The organism is Pseudomonas sp. Ps21-P2 (genome assembly GCF_039672565.1).
In the GTDB taxonomy this organism is placed as follows: domain Bacteria; phylum Pseudomonadota; class Gammaproteobacteria; order Pseudomonadales; family Pseudomonadaceae; genus Aquipseudomonas.
This window is the reverse complement of the sequence record NZ_JBDFPL010000006.1, coordinates 326,685-346,563: the sequence shown is the minus strand read 5'-3', so window position 1 is coordinate 346,563 and position 19,879 is coordinate 326,685. Positions and strand designations below refer to the sequence as shown.

17 protein-coding genes are annotated in these 19,879 nt (G+C 60.8%); 8 read left to right on the top strand and 9 right to left on the bottom strand.

What is annotated here, in order from left to right; translation table 11 throughout:
* Positions 1-38 precede the first annotated feature (38 nt).
* The 6 genes from ABEH28_RS17530 to ABEH28_RS17505 form a co-directional block, all read right to left on the bottom strand.
* Positions 39-935: an HNH endonuclease gene (locus tag ABEH28_RS17530; RefSeq protein ID WP_346630668.1), complete on the bottom strand. Its 897-nt coding sequence runs from the start codon at positions 933-935 to the stop codon at positions 39-41.
* Between the two features lie 157 nt (positions 936-1,092).
* Positions 1,093-1,626, bottom strand: coding sequence for a transposase (locus ABEH28_RS17525; protein ID WP_192171489.1), 534 nt, complete (start codon positions 1,624-1,626; stop codon positions 1,093-1,095).
* Positions 1,627-1,874: 248 nt separating this feature from the next.
* On the bottom strand, positions 1,875-3,122 hold the full coding sequence (locus ABEH28_RS17520) for a ribonucleotide-diphosphate reductase subunit beta (RefSeq protein WP_037012114.1): 1,248 nt from the start codon (positions 3,120-3,122) through the stop codon (positions 1,875-1,877).
* A gap of 607 nt (positions 3,123-3,729) precedes the next feature.
* The gene (locus tag ABEH28_RS17515; RefSeq protein ID WP_346630667.1) at positions 3,730-4,353 is read right to left on the bottom strand and encodes a putative adenosine monophosphate-protein transferase Fic; all 624 of its coding nucleotides are present in this window, start codon (positions 4,351-4,353) and stop codon (positions 3,730-3,732) included.
* The gene (locus ABEH28_RS17510) at positions 4,353-4,523 is read right to left on the bottom strand and encodes a YhfG family protein (protein WP_108120523.1); all 171 of its coding nucleotides are present in this window, start codon (positions 4,521-4,523) and stop codon (positions 4,353-4,355) included. Before ABEH28_RS17510 ends, ABEH28_RS17515 begins: the two co-directional genes overlap by 1 nt.
* 113 nt (positions 4,524-4,636) lie before the next feature.
* The gene (locus ABEH28_RS17505) at positions 4,637-7,552 is read right to left on the bottom strand and encodes a ribonucleoside-diphosphate reductase subunit alpha (protein ID WP_346630666.1); all 2,916 of its coding nucleotides are present in this window, start codon (positions 7,550-7,552) and stop codon (positions 4,637-4,639) included.
* A gap of 630 nt (positions 7,553-8,182) precedes the next feature.
* Between ABEH28_RS17505 and ABEH28_RS17500 the strand changes: the two genes are divergently transcribed.
* From ABEH28_RS17500 to fhuF, 3 genes are read left to right on the top strand one after another with little or no spacing between them, the layout of a single operon-like run.
* Complete coding sequence (locus tag ABEH28_RS17500) at positions 8,183-8,920, top strand: response regulator (RefSeq protein WP_346630665.1); 738 nt, start codon at positions 8,183-8,185, stop codon at positions 8,918-8,920.
* A 3-nt stretch (positions 8,921-8,923) separates the two neighbouring features.
* Positions 8,924-10,564 (top strand): ATP-binding protein, encoded by a 1,641-nt coding sequence (locus ABEH28_RS17495; RefSeq protein WP_346630664.1) that lies wholly within the window; start codon positions 8,924-8,926, stop codon positions 10,562-10,564.
* On the top strand, positions 10,522-11,295 hold the full coding sequence (gene fhuF, locus ABEH28_RS17490) for a siderophore-iron reductase FhuF (RefSeq protein WP_346630663.1): 774 nt from the start codon (positions 10,522-10,524) through the stop codon (positions 11,293-11,295). The genes ABEH28_RS17495 and fhuF overlap by 43 nt, the downstream gene beginning before the upstream one ends.
* Here fhuF and ABEH28_RS17485 read toward each other — a convergent pair.
* Positions 11,246-11,971 carry a 4'-phosphopantetheinyl transferase gene (locus tag ABEH28_RS17485; RefSeq protein ID WP_346630662.1) on the bottom strand — a complete coding sequence of 242 codons (726 nt, stop codon included), beginning with the start codon at positions 11,969-11,971 and terminating at the stop codon, positions 11,246-11,248. The genes fhuF and ABEH28_RS17485 overlap by 50 nt on opposite strands.
* A gap of 820 nt (positions 11,972-12,791) precedes the next feature.
* Between ABEH28_RS17485 and ABEH28_RS17480 the strand changes: the two genes are divergently transcribed.
* The 5 genes from ABEH28_RS17480 to ABEH28_RS17460 all read left to right on the top strand — a co-directional run bounded on the left by ABEH28_RS17480 (position 12,792) and on the right by ABEH28_RS17460 (position 18,319).
* Positions 12,792-13,220 carry a hypothetical protein gene (locus tag ABEH28_RS17480; protein WP_346630711.1) on the top strand — a complete coding sequence of 143 codons (429 nt, stop codon included), beginning with the start codon at positions 12,792-12,794 and terminating at the stop codon, positions 13,218-13,220.
* Between the two features lie 139 nt (positions 13,221-13,359).
* Positions 13,360-14,037: a response regulator transcription factor gene (locus ABEH28_RS17475; protein ID WP_133777011.1), complete on the top strand. Its 678-nt coding sequence runs from the start codon at positions 13,360-13,362 to the stop codon at positions 14,035-14,037.
* Positions 14,034-15,377 (top strand): ATP-binding protein, encoded by a 1,344-nt coding sequence (locus ABEH28_RS17470; RefSeq protein WP_346627566.1) that lies wholly within the window; start codon positions 14,034-14,036, stop codon positions 15,375-15,377. Before ABEH28_RS17475 ends, ABEH28_RS17470 begins: the two co-directional genes overlap by 4 nt.
* A gap of 301 nt (positions 15,378-15,678) precedes the next feature.
* Positions 15,679-17,016: a dicarboxylate/amino acid:cation symporter gene (locus tag ABEH28_RS17465; RefSeq protein WP_192172930.1), complete on the top strand. Its 1,338-nt coding sequence runs from the start codon at positions 15,679-15,681 to the stop codon at positions 17,014-17,016.
* Between the two features lie 121 nt (positions 17,017-17,137).
* Positions 17,138-18,319 carry a CaiB/BaiF CoA-transferase family protein gene (locus ABEH28_RS17460; RefSeq protein WP_346630661.1) on the top strand — a complete coding sequence of 394 codons (1,182 nt, stop codon included), beginning with the start codon at positions 17,138-17,140 and terminating at the stop codon, positions 18,317-18,319.
* A 328-nt stretch (positions 18,320-18,647) separates the two neighbouring features.
* Here ABEH28_RS17460 and ABEH28_RS17455 read toward each other — a convergent pair whose 3' ends face one another.
* Complete coding sequence (locus ABEH28_RS17455) at positions 18,648-19,142, bottom strand: SprT family zinc-dependent metalloprotease (RefSeq protein WP_265388771.1); 495 nt, start codon at positions 19,140-19,142, stop codon at positions 18,648-18,650.
* An 83-nt stretch (positions 19,143-19,225) separates the two neighbouring features.
* Positions 19,226-19,828, bottom strand: coding sequence for a Yip1 family protein (locus tag ABEH28_RS17450; protein ID WP_346630660.1), 603 nt, complete (start codon positions 19,826-19,828; stop codon positions 19,226-19,228).
* Positions 19,829-19,879: the final 51 nt, after the last annotated feature.

The window sequence follows — 19,879 nt, the reverse complement described above, 5'->3', positions numbered from 1 at the left end:
ATGTTCTCAATGCTGTTTGTCACTTCCTGAAACCCCGCTCAATATGATTTTAGAGCGTTGAAATGCCACCTTAGCGCATCCGCATTGGGCCGGTCGAATACGTCTTCAGGAAGACTGATCGGCTGATCTCGCAATGCCTCGTACTCGCTGCCCTCTAAACCTTCGGCTAGCTTGACGACCAGCTTGGTCGGATCTACCCAACACAAGCCAAGATCAAATAGGGTGTGAATGTCAGCGCGGAGTAGCAGGCCATTGCTGACGACGTTCGTGTCAGCTCCCTGATAAGGGACGATATGAGCAGCTTCCAGCAGGGCCTCTATTTCGCACCCCGTCACTGCGCATCTGTAGTTGTAAGCTCTGAGCAAAGTTGATCGAAATTTACTCTGTCCTTTGCGACGAACTATGGATGCAAGCACTTTCGTACGGGCATCGACGATGTTTTTAGGGTTGAATTCGCCTGCCGTTTGTAACTTCGCTTCGATAAACGAGCTGGTCAGCGTTGGGCTGCTCGCTTGAATGAGGGTGAAGCTCGTAGGGAGTGACCCTGACCGGCTTTGGTAAAGAAATTTGCCTTTATAAGTGAAGCCGGCACCCGGGTGCTCGAATTTATTCTTGCGATAAAAAAGGAGTAGTTCTAGCCCTCGTTCGACGTGCTCTTCCAAAAGATGGTCGGTGCCTCCCTGCGTCTGCCCTTCCATGTGCAGTATGTCGCCAGTAAGAAGATCATCATATTGAGTACGGTCTGCCGTTTTTTGCTCGGTGACGAAAAGCCAAACTGAATCGAACGCTGAAGGCTTAAAGATCCCGTTGTTGATACTAGAGGCAGTTATGGAGAAGAGGTCTCGCAAGTCATTTCGCGTGTAGACGTGCCCCTCTTGGAGAAGCTCCGAGGCATAGACGCCGGTGGAGACCGCAGCCGGTTTTTTTCTTGCCACAACGTAGTCCTTTTCCATGCCCTTTGTAGGAAAGGAATGTTGCGGCAATGAAGGGTCTTGTTACAACTGGTTTACACCATCTGGAATTACCAGCGAGTGTGAACATGATCGTTCCCACGCTCCGCGTGGTAATGCAGCCCGGGACGCTCCGCGTCCATCAGTACCAACGCTGCACGTCGATCAGCCCTTTCTCCCCTTGGTAATCCCGCGCACTCGAATATCGCCATTGCTCCCCCAAGTCCACATACCCTCGCTTCACCGGGTTCTGATGTATGTAGTCGAGCTTTTGCTGCATGACACTCTCGCTGTAGACCATTTCCGCATGAACGCCTTCCTGCCAGACCTGATAAACACGGTCGACCTTATGCGCGCGCTTAGCGAATCGAAGTCGCTGAAGAGTGCTTTCAGCATGCGCGAGTTGGAGGTAGTCGATGATGTTTCGCGCCGTGTAGGACTTGAAGCCAGCCACGGATTTTGCGAGGTCTGGAGACTGAGCGAGATAGTGAAGGTGATTTTCTAAAACGACATACCCATAGAGCTGTAGACCTTGATTCGCTTGTTGAAAGCGCCACGTGTTGAGCACGATATCGACCAAGGCCGGGCGGGTGAAGAGCGGTAGCCATTCAACGATTGTGCAGGTCAGGAAGTGAGGTTTGTCGATTTCAGTAATCGTGTAGCGGCTTCGGCCCATGGATTCATCCTTTAACCTGAAATGGGGGCGGAGCGTTGGAGGCTAGTGGAGGCGAGCGGTTGGTAGAACCGGGTTGGTGTTGCTGGGTGCTTCAGATTGGTTAGTTAGCTCCGGCGCGATGGACGCGGAGCGTCGAGGGCTGCATTCCCACGCGGAGCGTGGGAACGATCAGGCAGTCAGCAGCGCAATAAAAAGGGCCACCATTTCTGGCAGCCCTTTCGTGTGCAGCTCACTGAGTCGAGATCAAATCAATCCCAGCTCAAAGCCCCACCCGTCTGATACTCAATAACCCGCGTCTCAAAGAAGTTCTTCTCTTTCTTCAAGTCCATGATCTCGCTCATCCATGGGAACGGGTTGGTCGTCCCTGGATACTCTTCCTTCAACCCAATCTGGCTCAAACGACGGTTCGCGATGAACTTGAGGTAGTCCTCCATCATCGCTGCGTTCATGCCGAGTACGCCGCGGGGCATGGTGTCGCGGGCGTATTCGATTTCCAGTTGGGTCCCTTGCAGGATCATCTGGGTTGCTTCTTCCTTCATTTCGGCATCCCACAGGTGTGGGTTTTCGATTTTGATCTGGTTGATCACGTCGATGCCGAAGTTCAGGTGCATGGACTCGTCACGCAGGATGTACTGGAACTGTTCTGCGACGCCGGTCATTTTGTTGCGGCGACCCATGGAGAGGATCTGGGTGAAGCCGCAGTAGAAGAAGATACCTTCCAGGACGCAGTAGTAGGCGATCAGGTTGCGCAGCAGTTCTTTGTCGGTTTCGACGGTGCCGGTTTCGAACTTCGGATCGGAGATCGAACGGGTGTACTTCAGGCCCCAGGCTGCCTTTTTGGCGACCGACGGGATCTCGTGGTACATGTTGAAGATCTCGCCTTCGTCCATGCCCAGCGATTCGATGCAGTACTGGTAGGCGTGGGTGTGGATCGCTTCCTCGAAGGCCTGGCGCAGGATGTACTGGCGGCATTCAGGGTTGGTGATGAGGCGATACACGGCCAGCACGAGGTTGTTGGCAACCAGGGAGTCGGCGGTGGAGAAGAAGCCCAGGTTGCGCAGGACGATGCGGCGCTCGTCGTCGGTCAGGCCTTCCGGGTCTTTCCAGAGGGCGATGTCCGTGGTCATGTTGACTTCTTGCGGCATCCAGTGGTTGGCGCAGCCGTCCAGATACTTCTGCCAGGCCCAGTCGTACTTGAAAGGCACAAGCTGGTTGAGGTCGGCGCGGCAGTTGATCATGCGTTTTTCGTCGACCGCGACGCGGGCGGCGGAGCCTTCGAGTTCGGCAAGACCTTCAGCAACGTCCAGCTTGTCCAGCGCCGCTTTGGCGCGGGCAATGGCGTCGGAGTCGTTTGCGCTGACGGCGCGGGCTTCAAGCGCAGCAGCACCACCGGCGCTGTCGAGTTTGTCCATCGCGGCTTCGGAAGCGTGGCCGGCGTTGGCGCCTTTGGCGGGTTCAGCGGCGTCTTCTTTGTCGAATTCGTCCCAGCTCAGCATTGTGATGAGGCTCCTGCTTGGTGATCGCCGAAACGATCGGTGGAATTTTAAAGTATGAGATGCCAACGTCGCGTTGAGAACACTGGCAACGAATGTCTTGGTTACGCTTGGGGTCTTGTGGCTACCAGTCGGTCAGGCCGCCGGTCGCTCGTTGGTATTGCCGCTGTAGTCGCGACGGGTCAGCGCGCGGCAGGTGTATCTGAGGTTGTGTCCAGGTGAGCCGTGTTTGCTGATGCAAATCGCCATTGTCTTACCCTGGAACGAGCGCGGGATTATACAGATATCGCCCAACACTTGTTCATCCGTGAGTGGATTAAGCATGTGTGAAATCGCTTTACTTTTTAGGGTTTTGCCTGGTCTTTTTGGTTCGCCGGAAACGATGCAAAACCTATCGCAAATCGCTTATGTAGTGTTTTTTACATTTCGAAACGCAGCATATAGTGTCTTCGGTTTGCCGGCAATCGCACAGACTGTTCAAAATCTGGGCATCGTGACGTAAGTCAATTTCCCTGCTGTCCGCAGCCACTGCCTGCTTTGGAAAATATGCGTATTTCGCTGTAGCGGCGGGCAGCTGTGTCGAGAGGCATAATCGACGAACGGACGGTGATCAGGCTTCGGCTGGCGTCGGCGCTTCGCGCTCTATCGCCCCCCCAACACACCGCTCAAACACCCGCACCATCCCCTCGTAATCACACCCCACCGCATCCACATTCGCCCGTATCCATTCCTCCGCCTCCACCGGCCACCAACTGATCTCGAACCCTGCATTCACAATGATGTGCTCGAACAGAATCCGCTGAGCCCGCCCATTCCCTTCACGAAACGGATGAATCACGTTCAGATCCCCAAACAGTTCAGCACTCGCCGTAATCAAACTCCCCCGATCCAGCTCCTGAAACCAGTTCGCGTCGGCCAACACTTTGAACAGCTTGTTGGCCTCAGGCTCGATGCGGTGGGTCACGCAGAAGTGGGTTTGATCTTTGGAGATATCGACGGTGCGCAGTTCGCCCGCCCAATCGTAAAGATCGGCGAACAGCTGGCGGTGGATGGCTTGCAGGTAGGGCAGGTCGTAGGGAGGAGGGGAGAAGTCGATGAATTCGGCGGCGACTTCGGACAGGTCGCGCTCGGCTTGGGCCAGGGTTTTTGCGTCGGTGAGGTCGAGACGGTTGCGCAGCACGGTGCTGCCGGGCGGACAGTAAGGGTCTTGTCCGACGCCGTATTTGTCGACCATCAGGCCTGTTTTTTGCGGTAGCTGTTGAGCAGCTCTTCCCGGGAGGGCAGGCGGCGTTCGGAGTCGGCGGGCGAGCTCTCGAAACCTTCCAGACGCAGGCTGGCGGCGTAGTTGGAGCGGCGCGTTTTGGCGCAGTAGGCTTTTTTGGATTCTAGCGAGGCAGCTGGCATGGGCATTCTCCTGGCTGGGGATGAGGGGAGTGTAACGCAAGAAGCCCCCGCGCCCTAGGGGACGCGGAGCCTTCAATCAGGGCGTCACCCGAAGGTGACGCTTGACGCGTTGCTTACTGGCAGGCTTCGCAGTCCGGCTCGTCGATCGCGCAGGCTTTTGGCACTGGCGCTGGACCGGCCGGTGCGGCTTCGGCTGGACGCGGGGCAGTGATCGCCGAGTCGTCCGGGCCGTGGCCACCGCTGGAAACGGCGTTCAGCTTGCCGGTGTTGATGGTCGACTTCTCGGTGCTGGTCGCGGCCAGGGCACGGAGGTAGTAAGTGGTTTTCAGACCACGGTACCAGGCCATGCGGTAGGTCACGTCCAGCTTCTTGCCCGAGGCGCCAGCGATGTACAGGTTCAGCGACTGCGCCTGGTCGATCCACTTCTGACGACGGCTGGCCGCGTCAACGATCCACTTGGTGTCCACTTCGAAGGCGGTCGCGTAGAGGTCTTTCAACTCCTGCGGGATGCGCTCGATCTGCTGCACCGAACCGTCGTAGTACTTCAGGTCGTTGATCATGACCGAGTCCCACAGGTCGCGGGCTTTCAGGTCGCGAACCAGGTAGGGGTTGATCACGGTGAATTCGCCCGAGAGGTTCGATTTCACGTACAGGTTCTGGTAGGTCGGTTCGATCGACTGCGACACGCCGGTGATGTTGGCGATGGTCGCGGTCGGCGCGATGGCCATGATGTTCGAGTTACGAATGCCTTTCTGAACGCGAGCACGCACAGGCGCCCAGTCCAGGCTTTCGTTCAGGTCGACGTCGATGTACTTCTGGCCACGTTGCTCGATCAGGATCTGTTGCGAATCCAGCGGCAGGATGCCCTTGGACCACAGCGAACCCTGGAACGTCTCGTAGGCACCGCGCTCGTCCGCCAGATCGCAGGACGCCTGGATCGCGTAGTAGCTGACGGCTTCCATCGAGCGGTCGGCAAATTCAACAGCCGCATCGGAACCGTAAGGAATGTGCTGCAGGTACAGCGCGTCCTGGAAGCCCATGATGCCCAGACCGACCGGACGGTGACGGAAGTTGGAGTTCTTCGCTTGCGGCACCGAGTAGTAGTTGATGTCGATCACGTTATCGAGCATGCGCACGGCAACGTCGATGGTGCGCTTGAGCTTGTCGGTGTCCAGCTTGCCGTCGACGATGTGGTTCGGCAGGTTGATCGAGCCCAGGTTGCAGACCGCGATCTCGTCCTTGTTGGTGTTCAGGGTGATCTCGGTGCACAGGTTTGAGCTGTGAACCACGCCGACGTGCTGCTGCGGGCTGCGCAGGTTGCACGGGTCCTTGAACGTCAGCCATGGGTGGCCGGTTTCGAACAGCATGGACAGCATTTTGCGCCACAGGTCTTTGGCCTGGATGGTCTTGAACAGCTTGACCTTGCCCGGGTACTCGGTCAGCGCTTCGTAGTACTCGTAGCGCTCTTCGAAGGCTTTACCGGTGAGGTCGTGCAGATCAGGGACTTCGGACGGCGAGAACAGGGTCCATTTGCCGTCGTCGAAGACACGCTTCATGAACAGGTCAGGGATCCAGTTGGCGGTGTTCATGTCGTGGGTACGACGACGATCATCACCGGTGTTCTTGCGCAGCTCGATGAACTCTTCGATGTCCATGTGCCAGGTTTCCAGGTACGCACAGACAGCGCCTTTGCGCTTGCCGCCCTGGTTGACTGCAACGGCCGTGTCGTTCACGACTTTCAGGAACGGCACGACGCCCTGGGATTTGCCGTTGGTGCCCTTGATGTAAGAGCCCAGCGCGCGAACCGGGGTCCAGTCGTTGCCCAGACCGCCTGCGAATTTGGACAGCATGGCGTTGTCGTGGATGGCGTGGTAAATGCCCGACAGGTCATCCGGAACGGTGGTCAGGTAGCAGCTCGACAGCTGTGGACGCAGGGTGCCGGCGTTGAACAGTGTCGGGGTCGAGGCCATGTAGTCGAAGGACGACAACAGGTTGTAGAACTCGATGGCGCGGTCTTCGCGGGCTTTCTCTTCGATCGCCAGGCCCATGGCCACACGCATGAAGAAGATCTGCGGCAGTTCGAAACGGATACCGTCCTTGTGGATGAAGTAACGGTCGTACAGGGTTTGCAGGCCCAGGTAGGTGAACTGCTGGTCGCGCTCGTGGTTGATCGCCTTGCCCAGTTTTTCCAGGTCGAATTCGGCCAGCACAGGGTTCAGCAGTTCGAACTGGATGCCTTTCTCGACGTAAGCCGGCAGCGCCTTGGCGTACAGGTCGACCATTTCGTGGTGGGTGGCGCTTTCGGCGACACCGAGGAAACCCAGGCCTTCGGCACGCAGGGTGTCCATCAGCAGGCGCGCGGTGACGAACGAGTAGTTCGGCTCACGCTCGACCAGGGTACGCGCGGTCATCACCAGTGCGGTGTTGACGTCGGTCAGCGCAACGCCGTCGTACAGGTTCTTCAGGGTTTCGCTCTGGATCAGGTCGGCATCGACCTCGGCCAGGCCTTCGCACGCTTCGGTGACGATGGTGTTCAGGCGGCCCATGTCCAGCGGCGCGAGGCTGCCGTCTTTGGCGGTGATGCGAATCGACGGGTGCGCCTGCACGGGAGTTTCGCCAGCGGTGCGACCGGCACGCTCCTTGGAGCGCTCGTTGCGGTAGATCACGTAGTCGCGGGCAACTTTCTGCTCGCCGGCACGCATCAGCGCCAGTTCGACCTGATCCTGGATTTCTTCGATGTGGATGGTGCCGCCCGACGGCATGCGGCGCTTGAAGGTCGCGGAGACCTGTTCGGTCAGGCGCGCAACGGTGTCGTGGATACGCGACGAAGCGGCAGCGGTGCCGCCTTCAACTGCGAGAAAGGCCTTGGTGATGGCGACGGTGATCTTGTCATCGGTGTACGCAACGACAGTGCCGTTACGCTTGATCACACGCAGCTGACCCGGCGCGGTGGCGGACAGGTCCTGCTGGGTCGCACCTGTCTGCGGCGCGGTGGCCTGCGGATTCTCGCGAGTTGTGTCGGTTTGCATGGGTGTCTCCACGTTCTCTAAGTTTGTTTGGGCGCCAAGTGCACGCCCACCGTTTCGTCTTGCGGCAGTGAACTGACAAACGTCAGGCCATGACTTCAGGACGAATGGGAAGGTGGATTTACCCTCCCTGGCGTTGAAGTCGAAAAGGGTGCCGGACTTGAGCCCGTCACCCGAAAAACTGTTGCAGAATGCGCATGTGATGTTGCAACTCGTGTACCGCTGCGCGCAGATCCCAAGGCTGGGTGGTCTGCCATTCGCGCTGGCGGGGCAGAGCGGTAGATTCGGGGGTTATTCAGCCCTTCGTACACAGGTAACGCGCGAGAAAAAAACCTTGAAATCGCGCCCTGACTTGTGTTTGAGATTTAGGCAAAAACCCCACATGTAGGGTCTCCGCCGTCGAAGGGCTACAAGATATGCGTTTCGGACACTTACTGCAACGCATGACCTGTGGATAAAGCTGTGTGTAATTTGTGTGTGAAACAGGGAAATCCCGTGTAGGCCGCATGGCGTCTGGCATGAGCGGTTTGTCGGCGGCCAAAATCATTTTTTGCAGATTTCAGCGGGCGTTAACGCTGTCGCAAAAGCCCGATGCGCAAGCACTATCAATAAGAAAAAACAAGGAGCCTCACCGTGCAGCCACAACCCTGGCAGGTGCTGATCGTCGAGGATGACCAGCGGCTGGCCGAGCTCACCCGCGACTACCTCGAAAACAACGGCCTGCGCGTGAGCCTGGAAGGGGACGGCGCGCGGGCGGCCCGGCGCATCATCGATGAGCAGCCGGATCTGGTAATCCTCGACCTCATGCTGCCCGGCGAAGACGGCCTGAGCATCTGTCGCACCGTCCGCAGCCACTATGACGGCCCGATCCTGATGCTCACCGCGCGCACCGACGACAGTGATCAGATCCAGGGCCTGGACATGGGCGCCGACGATTACGTGGGTAAGCCGGTGCATCCCCGGGTGCTGCTCGCGCGCATCCATGCGTTGTTGCGGCGCAGCGAGGCGCCCGAAAGCCCCGCCGAGGAACCGCACCGGCTGGAATTCGGCGCGCTGGTGGTGGACAACGCCCTGCGCGAGGCCTGGCTCAACGACCAGAGCGTCGAGCTGACCAGCGCCGAATTCGACCTGTTGTGGCTGTTGGTCGCCAACGCCGGGCGCATTCTCTCTCGCGAGGAAATTTTCACGGCCCTGCGCGGCGTCGGCTACGACGGCCAGGACCGCTCCATCGACGTGCGCATCTCGAAAATCCGCCCGCGCATCGGCGACGACCCCGATCACCCGCGCCTGATCAAGACCGTGCGCAACAAGGGTTACTTGTTCGTGCCCCACGCGGCCGCGCAGATGCCATCCCCCAAGCGCGACGGCTGACCGATGAACTCCATCTTCCTGCGCATTTATGGCGGCATGCTCGGCGTTCTGGTGCTGGTGGCGCTGCTTGGGGTGCTGACCCTGCACCTGGTCAACGCCGTGCGCGCCGAGCAGTACCGCGAGCAGTTGGCCCACGGCACCTTCACGTTGATGGCCGACAACCTGCGCGGCATGAATGACATTGAACGCACTCGCGCCCTCGCGGTGTGGGAGCGCTTGCTGGGCATTCCGCTGACACTGGAAACCGCCGAGCACGCGCATCTGGACGGCAGCGCGCGCAGTCGTCTGAGTCGGGGGCAGGTGGTGGTCGAACAGACCGGACCCCATGCCGCGCAGGTGTTTCGGGAGGTCGAGCCGGCGTTGTCGGGCAATCCGTCCAGCGGCTTGCTGCTGACCGGCGAGGTGCGGCAGATCAGCGAGCAACTGGCCCGCGCCACGATCTTTCTGTTGCTGGACGAGCTGGTGCGTCTGCCGGTCGATGAGCAGCCGGCGCGGCTGGAAGCGTTGCGCCAGAGCAAAGGTTTCGGCTTCGACATGCAGCTGATCCGGCTGGAGAAGCTGGATGTCGACGACGACCAGCGTCGACGCATCGACGAAGGCGACACGGTGATGGCACTGGGCAAAGGCGGCGATTCGATCCGCGTGCTATCCGGCGTCGGAGAGACCCCGTGGGTGCTGGAGATCGGCCCGCTGTTTCAGATGAACCCCTATCCGCCGGAGCTGCTGATCCTTATCGCCTTTCTCGGTTTGTGCCTGATCGGTCTGGTGGTTTATTTGCTGGTGCGCCGGCTCGAGCATCGGCTGCGCGGGCTGGAAGCGGCGGCCACGCAGATTGCCCAGGGCAGCCTGGAAACCCGCGTGCCTGCAGCAGGCGCGGATTCGGTCGGGCGGCTGGCGTTGGCGTTTAACGGCATGGCCGAACACCTGCAGCGTTCGCTGATGATCCAGCGCGAACTGGTCCGCGCGGTGTCCCATGAGCTGCGCACGCCGGTGGCGCGGTTGCGTTTCGGGCTGGAAATGATCAACGACGCCACGACCCCCGAAGCGCGGCATAAATACATGGTCGGCATGGACAGCGATATCCAGGACCTCGACAAGCTGGTTGACGAGATGCTCACCTACGCGCGCCTGGAGCAGGGCGCGCCGACCCTGAATTTCCAGCGCATCGACCTTGACGCCCTGATCGAACAGGTGATTGCCGAACTGGCGCCGCTGCGGCCGCATATCAGTGTCAGGCGTGGGGAGTGCGTTGATGCGCTGCATCGTGTCGGATCGGACGGCGAGCATTGGGTGGAGGCCGAGCCGCGTTATTTGCATCGCGCGCTGCAGAATCTGCTGAGCAACGCCATGCGCCATGCCGAGTCGGAGGTGCGGATTGGTTATGAACTGGGTGAGGAGCGCTGTCGCATCGACGTCGAAGACGACGGCCCCGGCGTGCCGGAAAGTGCCTGGGAGCGGATCTTCACGCCGTTCATGCGCCTGGACGACAGCCGCACCCGGGCGTCGGGCGGGCACGGTTTGGGGTTGTCGATTGTGCGCCGCATCATTCATTGGCACGGCGGGCGCGCGCTGATCGGGCGCAGCCAGACCCTCGGCGGCGCGTGTTTCAGCCTGACCTGGCCTCGCCAGCAGGGGGAGGCGTGATGTTCGACGGGGCGCTGGCCGGGTTTGCCCGCACGGTGGTGGTCGATGAAACGCGGCCTGTTGTGCCGTTGACCGAGTTGTTGCGGGCTGAGGCTCTGGATCGCTTGCTGCTGAAGGTGTATGGGCCGGAGTTGGTGAGGGAGCAGTTGCCGGTGCTGGTGTCGCAGTGGATGAAGTATTACGCGATGCAGCTGATTCCGCCGGTGGTGGTGGCGAGTCTGGCCCATGGCCTGGGGTGGCCGCTGGGGCTGGACCGGCTGAGTTTCGCCCTGCACGAACGGGGGTTTCTGGATGGGGTGAGGTTTGACGGGGCCGTGACGCAGGTGCCGTCTTCGGATAACCCGTTCGAGCGTTTTGCGCCGCTGTTGGTGAGTCTTCAAGAGGTGATCGACCGCTTGAGCGCCTACGGCGATGTGCCGGCGGCCGTGCTGTGGGGCAACGCCGGGGATTATCTGGAAACCTGCTTGCGGCAGTTGTCTGCGGCGAGCGACGTTTCTCTCGGTGCAGGGTATGGCTTGTTGCGTGAACGGCTGAGGCCGGATGGGCGGCGCAATCCGCTGTTCCAATCCGTTAGCTATATAGAAAGGGATGGGCAGACGGTTCGGCAGCGGCGCACATGCTGCCTAAGTTATCGGGTGGAATGGGTGGGGCGGTGTGAGCATTGTCCATTGGGCGCGGCCGTCAGCCCCGAATCGCCACCAGACTCAACAGCTGCCCGTCCTGCACGCTGAACTGCGCGTCCAGCTCCTTGCCGTTATGCCATTCCGCCGACAGATCAATTTTCAGCCGCAGCCGCGCGTTACCGTCGTCTGACCAATCCAGCAACTCGGCGTCCTCGAAATAGAAGCGCTTGAGCACGATGGGGTAGAGCGCCTTGAACAGGCTTTCTTTCAGGGAAAAGGTCAGGGTGACGACCTTGGCTGTTTCATGCTCGGGCCCGGCGTTCAGGCGCTGCATTTCCGCAGGCGTCAGAATCTCTCCGGCCAGACGCACGGCACGCTCGTTGCTCATCAGCTGTTCGACGTCCAGGCCCAATCCGCGCCAGTCCGTTTTGCGCGCGACGATCGCGGCGGCCCAGCCGGTGCTGTGGGTGATCGAACCGGTGATGTCCTGCGGCCAGATCGGCGCGCGGTCTTCGCCAATCAGGGGGACGTGGGTGCGGCCGTCCAACTGGCGCATCGCCTCCCGCGCGCACAGACGACCGGCGAGGAATTCCGTCTTTCGCTTGGCCACCGACCGCTGAATGGAGGCGGGCGGTTCGATGAGACAGCGCTGAAAATCGCCGTCGATGAGCTTTTGCGGATCGAACCGGCTGCTCACCAACACCACCTCCGCCAGCCCATGGGGCAAGGGCCAGTGAGCGGTGAGGGCAGGGCAACAGTCGGGCAGTGTCGGGGATTGAGTCATGCCCGGCATTCTGCCGGAACCGCGGTGTTGGGCGCAAAACCGGTTTGCGGGCAGGCAAACCGTCTTCGCGAGCAAGCTCGCTCCCACAATGGCCTGCGTTGCCCGGGATTTCAGCGTCATGCGCAGAACTGCATTCCAGTGAATGCAAGATCCAAGGCGAGCACAAAACCTGTGGGAGTCAGCTTGCTGACGAATGCGGTGGGTCAGGCAGAGTTGATGGCACAGGCAGACCGCATTCGCGAGCAAGCTCACTCCTACAGTGGATGTGTGTTGCCCAGAGACTTCAGCGTCATGCACAGAACCTGTGGGAGTCAGCTTGCTGACGAATGCGGTGGGTCAGGCGAGGTGATGGCACAGGCAGGAGGCATTCGCGAGCAAGCTCACTCCTACAGGAGATGTGTGTTGCCCCGGATTTCAGCGTCATGCACAAAACCTGTGGGAGTCAGCTTGCTGGCGAATGCGGTGGGTCAGGCGAAGTGGATGGCACAGGCAGAAAGCATTCGCGAGCAAGCTCACTCCTACAGGGGATGTGTGTTGCCCCGAGACTTCAGCGTCATGCGCAGAACCTGTGGGAGTCAGCTTGCTGACGAATGCGGTGGGTCTGGCGGAGTGGATGGCGCAGGCAGACCGCTTTCGCGAGCAAGCTCACACCTACAGGAGGTGTGTGTTGCCCCGAGACTTCAGCGTCATGCACAGAACCTGTGGGAGTCAGCTTGCTGACGAATGTTCTGGTCCAGTACATGTTCAGGAGGGGTTCAGCGCTGGCTGCGTATGCTCCAAACCGTACCCAACAAGGCGCCTGGCGCCGGAGGACCTGCTCATGCTGACGTTCAACAAGCTCTTTCTGGCGCTGGCGTTTCTTGGCAGCAGCGCGGCGGCGCAAGCGGCTGATGGCAATGCGGACGTGTCCCGCACCGATTTCGGCAAAAACACCGAACGCGCCGACCGCATCAACGGCCTGCGCCGCAGCCTTGCCACCGGCACTCAAGTCGGCGGCTGGAGCCAGACCTTCAGCCAGCAGCCTGTGGATGATCCCTACGCCACCGGCTACGGAAATCTCACCGCCCGCGTCAACGGTGTAAGCGTTCAAACGGCCAATCTTCCGACCGCTTACGATCCACAGGCGTCCTTGCCAGGCACGACTAGACTGTTCGACACCCGCTTACCGATCCGCACCGTGCAGCAACCGCCTTCGCTGAGTCTGAGCGAGAGTCAGCACACCTATTTACCCGTCCACCACGTTTTATAAGCCAATTTTATAAGCCGCCAGCCTGTTTTTCGCGGTGTCTGGATTGCACAATCGCTGCCGGGCTCGTCACACTGCACGCGCTCGGCAGCGTCGTTGAAACTCTTGAAAATAGAGGGTTGCCTTTGCCTGGGAGAGCGTCATGAAATTGCTGGTTGTCGAAGATGAAGCCCTGCTGCGTCACCACCTGCAGACCCGTTTGACCGAAAGCGGTCACGTCGTCGAGGCGGTGGGCAACGCCGAGGAAGCGTTGTATCAGGCGGGCCAGTTCAACCACGATCTGGCGGTCATCGACCTGGGCCTGCCGGGTGTCGGCGGTCTCGACCTGATCCGTCAACTGCGCGTGCAGAACAAGGCGTTCCCGATCCTCATCCTGACCGCACGCGGCAACTGGCAGGACAAAGTCGAAGGCCTGGCCGCCGGCGCCGACGACTACGTGGTCAAGCCGTTCCAGTTCGAAGAACTCGAAGCGCGCCTCAACGCCCTGCTGCGCCGTTCCAGCGGTTTCACCCACTCGACCATCGTTGCCGGCCCGCTGAGCCTGGACCTCAACCGCAAGCAGGCGTCGCTCGACGAACAGCCGCTGGCGCTGACCGCCTACGAATACCGGATTCTCGAATACCTCATGCGTCACCACCAGCAAGTGGTGCCCAAGGAACGCCTGATGGAACAGCTGTACCCCGACGATGACGAGCGCGATCCGAACGTGATCGAAGTGCTGGTCGGCCGGCTGCGGCGCAAGCTCGAAGGGCCTGCCGGCTTTAAACCGATCGACACCGTGCGCGGCCTGGGCTACCTGTTTACCGAGCGCTGTACATGATCCGTTCGCTGCGCCTGCGTCTGATGCTGGGCGCCGCGACCTTGGCCGTCATCTTCATGCTCCTCATGCTGCCGGCGCTGCAAAGCGCTTTCAGCCTGGCACTGGAAAGCTCCATCGAAAAACGTCTGGCGTCGGACGTCACCACGCTGATCTCCGCCGCCCGTGTCGAAGACGACCACCTGCTGATGCCGTCGTTACTGCCCGGCGAGCAGTTCGCCCTGCCCGACAGCCGCTTGCTCGGCTACATCTATAACCGCGCCGGCAAACTGGTGTGGCGCTCCCGGGCCACCGAAGACGAAGCGATTGACTACCAGCCGCGCTACGACGGCCGCGGCAACGAATTCGCCAAGATCCGCCAACCCAACGGCGAAGAGTTCTTCGTCTACGACGTCGAAATCAAGCTGCTCGGCGGGCGCAATGCCGCCTACAGCATCGTCGCCCTTCAACCGGTGCGCGAATACCAGGAAACCATCTCCGGCCTGCGCGAAAAACTCTATTTGGGTTTTGGCGGCGCGCTGCTGGTCCTGTTGATCCTGCTGTGGGGCGGGTTGACCTGGGGTCTGCGTGCGCTGCGGGGCATGAGTCAGGAACTGGATCAGGTCGAGGCGGGCTCGCGGGAAAGTCTGAGCGAAGAACACCCCAGCGAACTGCTGCGCCTGACCGACTCCCTCAACCGCCTGCTGCGCAGCGAACGTGAACAACGCATTCGTTACCGCGACTCCCTCGACGATCTCGCCCACAGCCTGAAAACCCCGCTCGCGGTGCTGCAAGGCGTCAGCGAGCAGATCGCCAAACGGCCGGAAGACCTGGAGCAGGCGCGGATTCTGCAATCGCAGATCGAACGCATGAGCCAGCAGATCAGCTATCAGTTGCAACGCGCCAGCCTGCGAAAAAGCGGGCTGGTGCGCTATCACGTGGCCCTCAAACCCGTGGTGCAGAGCCTGTGCAACACGCTGGAAAAGGTCTACCGCGACAAGCGCGTCAACGTGGTGCTCGACCTGCCGGACAATTGCCAGGTGCAGATGGAAGAGGGCGCCTTGCTGGAGATGCTCGGCAACCTGCTGGAAAACGCCTACCGCCTGTGTCTCGGCGAAGTGCGCGTGAGCTGGCGGTCATCGATGATGGGCGACGAGCTGTGCATCGAAGACGACGGTCCGGGCGTTCCGGAAAGCCAGCGCGCACGGATTCTCGAACGCGGCGAGCGGCTGGACACGCAAAACCCGGGGCAGGGCATTGGGCTTGCGGTGGTCAAGGACATCATCGAAAGCTACGGCGCGCGGCTCACCCTGGGCGATTCGGAACTGGGCGGCGCGGCGTTCCGCATCCAGTTCGCCATCTAACCGCTCAAGCGGTTTGCACGGCTCTCGAGGCGGATACCCGCCAGTGTGGCGGACGATTTGCCATCAAACGGCGGAAAACCGCCACCCTCTTTCGGCCAACGGGTCTATCGTTAACCAGCCGGTTCACGGAATCCGGGCCTGTCACACGATTTAACAACTCTGGCACGGTGCTTGCGATGCACTGGGCAGAGGTCTGCCGCGCGCAGCTCGACAAAAACAAATCCCTCCGAGCAGGAGGGTTCGCACTTTAGGCGTCTCTGCAACCGGAATGTTGCAGACCGATGCTCTTGAGGAAACTGCAATGACGACTCGTCAGCCCATCTATAAATCCCTGTACGCTCAGGTGATCGTCGCGATCATCGTCGGTATCGCCCTCGGTCACTGGTACCCCGAAACTGCCGTAACGCTCAAACCGCTGGGTGACGGGTTCATCAAACTGATCAAAATGGTCATTGCACCGATCATCTTCTGCACCGTCGTCAGCGGCATCGCTGGCATGCAGAGCATGAAATCCGTGGGCAAGACCGGCGGCTACGCGCTGCTCTACTTCGAAATCGTTTCGACCATCTCGCTGATCATCGGCCTGATCGTGGTCAACGTCGTCCAGCCGGGCGCCGGCATGAACATCGACGTGTCCACCCTCGACGCTTCCAAGGTCGCGGCCTATGTGACCGCTGGTAAAGACCAGAGCATCGTCGGCTTCATCCTCAACGTCATCCCGAACACCATCGTCGGCGCGTTCGCCAACGGCGACATCCTGCAAGTGCTGATGTTCTCGGTGATCTTCGGTTTCGCCCTGCACCGCCTGGGCGCCTACGGCAAGCCGATCCTGGACTTCATCGATCGCTTCGCCCACATCATGTTCAACATCATCAACATGATCATGAAGCTCGCCCCGCTGGGCGCGCTGGGTGCCATGGCGTTCACCATCGGTGCCTACGGCGTCAGCTCGCTGGTGCAGCTCGGCCAACTGATGCTGTGCTTCTACATCACCTGCCTGCTGTTCGTGCTGGTGGTGCTGGGTGCCATCGCTCGCGCTCACGGCTTCAGCATCCTCAAGCTGATCAAGTACATCCGCGAAGAACTGCTGATCGTGCTGGGTACCTCGTCGTCCGAGTCGGCACTGCCACGCATGCTGATCAAGATGGAGCGTCTGGGCGCGAAGAAATCCGTTGTGGGTCTGGTGATCCCGACCGGTTACTCGTTCAACCTCGACGGTACCTCGATCTACCTGACCATGGCTGCGGTGTTCATCGCTCAGGCCACCAACACCCACATGGACATCACCCATCAGATCACCCTGTTGCTGGTGCTGCTGCTGTCGTCCAAAGGTGCGGCAGGCGTGACCGGTTCCGGCTTCATCGTACTGGCCGCCACCCTGTCTGCCGTCGGCACGCTGCCGGTCGCCGGTCTGGCGCTGATCCTGGGCATCGACCGCTTCATGTCCGAAGCCCGCGCCCTGACCAACCTGTGCGGTAACGCTGTGGCAACCCTGGTTGTCGCCAAGTGGGTCGGTGAGCTGGACGTTCCGCAGATGCAGTCCGAGCTGGCCTCCGGCGGTCGTGCCATCGACAACACCGCTCCTACCGACGACCTGGGTGTGGCCGAAACTGCGCCTACCCCTGTTGTACGTTCGTAAGCTGCGTTCGTAACACGCGTCAGCGGTAAGGGTTGTTGAAAAAGCCTGTCTTCGGACAGGCTTTTTTTATGGGCGAATCGCACCTACTCTGAGCCCCTTGCCGGCCATCTGAGAACGCCCCATGCACGGTCCGCTGTCATCGCTCAAAGCCCTCGATTTTTCGACATTGCTGCCCGGGCCATTCGCTTCGCTGCTGCTGGCGGACATGGGCGCCGAGGTGTTGCGCATCGAGTCGCCCACCCGCACGGATCTGCTGCGGGAATTGCCGCCCCATGACCATGGCATCTCGGCCAGCCACGCTTACCTCAACCGCAACAAACGCAGCCTGGCGCTGGACCTCAAACGGCCTCAGGCCATCGAGGTGATCAAGCGACTGGTGGCGGATTACGACATCGTGCTGGAGCAGTTTCGGCCGGGCGTAATGGACCGGCTGGGGATTGGGTATGAGGCGTTGAAGGCGATCAATCCGCGGCTGATCTACGTCGCCATCACCGGTTACGGGCAGACCGGGCCCTACCGCGATCGCGCCGGCCACGACATCAATTACATGGCCGTGGCCGGGCTGGCCAGCCACACCGGGCGCCAGGACAGCGGGCCGTTGCCCCTGGGCGTGCAGGTCGCGGATGTGGCTGGCGGTTCGCTGCACGGGGTCATCGGTTTGCTCGCGGCGGTGGTGGCGCGCCATCAAACCGGGCAGGGCCAGTACGTCGACGTCAGCATGACCGATTGCGCGTTCAGCCTGAATGCCCTGGCGGGCGCGGGGTATCTGGCGGCCGGCGTTGAGCCCGATCGGGAGACGCAGATGCTCAACGGCGGCAGCTTCTACGATTACTACCGCAGCCGCGACGGCAGGTGGTTTTCGGTGGGAGGGCTGGAGCCGGCGTTTCTCCACAGGATGTGTGCCGCGCTGGGACGACCGGAACTGGCGAGGCTTGGGCTCTCGTTTGCCGCCGAACAACAGGCCTCGCTCAGGCGTGAGCTGGAAATCGAGTTCGAGCGCCGCAGTTCTGATCAGCTGGAAGCGCTGTTCGCCGGGATCGATGCCTGTGTCGAGCCCGTGCTGAGTTTCTCCGAAGCCACGCAGCACCCGCACATTCAGGCGCGCCAGATGCTGGCGCAGGTGCCCCGCGGTGACGGCAGCGCTCAGGTGCAGATGGCCTGCCCGGTGAAGTTCTCAGAAGGACTGCCCGCGCCCCGGCACATCGGCGTGGCCGTCGGCGCGCACTCTGCGCAGGTGCTGGCCGAAGCGGGGTTCAGCGCGCAGGAGATTGAGTCGATGGGTGAGGCGGGGGTGTTTGGGTGAAATCTGAAGGCCGGGTCAATCGAATGCCCCGGCCTCTCGTGCGCAACCTCAGTGGCTTTAACAAGGTCCCGAGTCCACTCCAATCCTGTGGGAGCGAGCTTGCTCGCGAAGACTTACTTGCAGCCACTTGAGAAAATTGCTGACTGCCCTGGCCTCTTCGTGAGCAAGCTCACTCCCACAAGTCCAGCGGCGTTACCAAGGTCCCAGTCCACCCCGGTCACTCGTGCGCAACCTCAGTGGCTTTAACAAGGTCCCGAGTTCACTCCAACCCTGTGGGAGCGAGCTTGCTCGCGAAGACTTGCTTGCAGCCACTTGAGAAAGCGGGGAGTCACTCCACCCGCGTCTCGCCGCTGAACACCAGAATCTCCCGGCAGCGTTTGCACAGGTAGCGCCGGCCTTTGCGCACCAGCTTGTGGCGCTGGGCGGTGAACGGGAAATCGCTCTCCGGGCACGGGCATCGGTAGATGTAGCGGGTCACGCTGCGGCGCTGGATTTCGTAGGTGTGGCAGCGGTTGGGCGGGAGTTCGTAGACGCCGCGCATGATCAGCTGCCATTCCTCGCCGTGGGGCTGAATGGTGTCGCCGAACAGTTGATGAGCGACCAGGTGCGCGACCTCGTGGGGAACGGTCTGGCGCAAAAAGTCTTCACTGTTTTCCAGGTAAAGCTGCGGATTGAAGCGCAGCATGTTCTCGTGCAGATGTGCCACGCCGGCCTTCTGGCCGCGCAGTTTGACGCTCACGACCGGACGTTTGAAAGGGCGTTTGAAGAAGTCTTCGGCTTGCTGGTAGCAGGATTCGACGCGGGTGTTGAGTGGTTCGAGCATGCTTCATCGGTCTCCAGAGGAGGCGAGTATGCCGCAAAGCTTCTGTGCCGCCAAAACCCAAAGCGCCGAATGGTCACCGGGTACTAACTGGTGAATTCAGTACCGATCCCCACGCCCCACAGCACCACCGTAAACGCCACGATCGCCACCAACACCACCAGCCCGACCGCCAGCACCGAGCTTGAGAACATGAAGCCTTCGTCCGGGTGCACGCCCATGAACACCGGCAGACCGACGTACAGCAGGTACACCGTGTAGCAGACCGCCGCCAGCCCGACCATCATCCCCAGCCACATGTGCGGGTACAGCGCGGCCAGCCCGCCGAGGAACAGCGGCGTCGCCGTGTAGGTCGCGAAGGCCACGCAGCGCGCCAGGCTGGGTGTCGCGTCATAGGTGCGCGCCATCCAGTGGATGAAGCCGCCCATAATGCCGACGCCGGCGAGCATGGCGATGTACGACATCAGCGCCATCCACACCGCGCTATCGCTGGTCAGCATGACCGGCGCGCGGTCGCCGATCTGCCAGCCCACCTGGGTCGTTCCGATGTACGCCGACACCGCCGGGATCGCCGCCAGGATCAGCGTGTGGGTGAAGTACATATGGCCGATGCTTTCTTCACCTTCGCCGCGTATCTGTTGCCATTCCTGATCGGGGTGGGTGAACAGCCCCAAGACGTGATGGATCATGTCCGTTACTCCCGTGATGTGTGCCGCCGCTTCCCACGAAGCCCGACTGCA

Excerpts from the sequence above, each read along its gene's own strand:
- ABEH28_RS17525 (WP_192171489.1), bottom strand. The coding sequence starts at position 1,626 with ATGGGCCGAAGCCGCTACACGATTACTGAAATCGACAAACCTCACTTC.
- ABEH28_RS17520 (WP_037012114.1), bottom strand. The coding sequence starts at position 3,122 with ATGCTGAGCTGGGACGAATTCGACAAAGAAGACGCCGCTGAACCCGCC.
- ABEH28_RS17515 (WP_346630667.1), bottom strand. The coding sequence starts at position 4,353 with ATGGTCGACAAATACGGCGTCGGACAAGACCCTTACTGTCCGCCCGGC.
- ABEH28_RS17510 (WP_108120523.1), bottom strand. The coding sequence starts at position 4,523 with ATGCCAGCTGCCTCGCTAGAATCCAAAAAAGCCTACTGCGCCAAAACG.
- ABEH28_RS17505 (WP_346630666.1), bottom strand. The coding sequence starts at position 7,552 with ATGCAAACCGACACAACTCGCGAGAATCCGCAGGCCACCGCGCCGCAG.
- ABEH28_RS17495 (WP_346630664.1), top strand. The coding sequence starts at position 8,924 with ATGAACTCCATCTTCCTGCGCATTTATGGCGGCATGCTCGGCGTTCTG.
- ABEH28_RS17485 (WP_346630662.1), bottom strand. The coding sequence starts at position 11,971 with ATGACTCAATCCCCGACACTGCCCGACTGTTGCCCTGCCCTCACCGCT.
- ABEH28_RS17480 (WP_346630711.1), top strand. The coding sequence starts at position 12,792 with ATGCTGACGTTCAACAAGCTCTTTCTGGCGCTGGCGTTTCTTGGCAGC.
- ABEH28_RS17475 (WP_133777011.1), top strand. The coding sequence starts at position 13,360 with ATGAAATTGCTGGTTGTCGAAGATGAAGCCCTGCTGCGTCACCACCTG.
- ABEH28_RS17470 (WP_346627566.1), top strand. The coding sequence starts at position 14,034 with ATGATCCGTTCGCTGCGCCTGCGTCTGATGCTGGGCGCCGCGACCTTG.
- ABEH28_RS17465 (WP_192172930.1), top strand. The coding sequence starts at position 15,679 with ATGACGACTCGTCAGCCCATCTATAAATCCCTGTACGCTCAGGTGATC.
- ABEH28_RS17460 (WP_346630661.1), top strand. The coding sequence starts at position 17,138 with ATGCACGGTCCGCTGTCATCGCTCAAAGCCCTCGATTTTTCGACATTG.
- ABEH28_RS17455 (WP_265388771.1), bottom strand. The coding sequence starts at position 19,142 with ATGCTCGAACCACTCAACACCCGCGTCGAATCCTGCTACCAGCAAGCC.
- ABEH28_RS17450 (WP_346630660.1), bottom strand. The coding sequence starts at position 19,828 with ATGATCCATCACGTCTTGGGGCTGTTCACCCACCCCGATCAGGAATGG.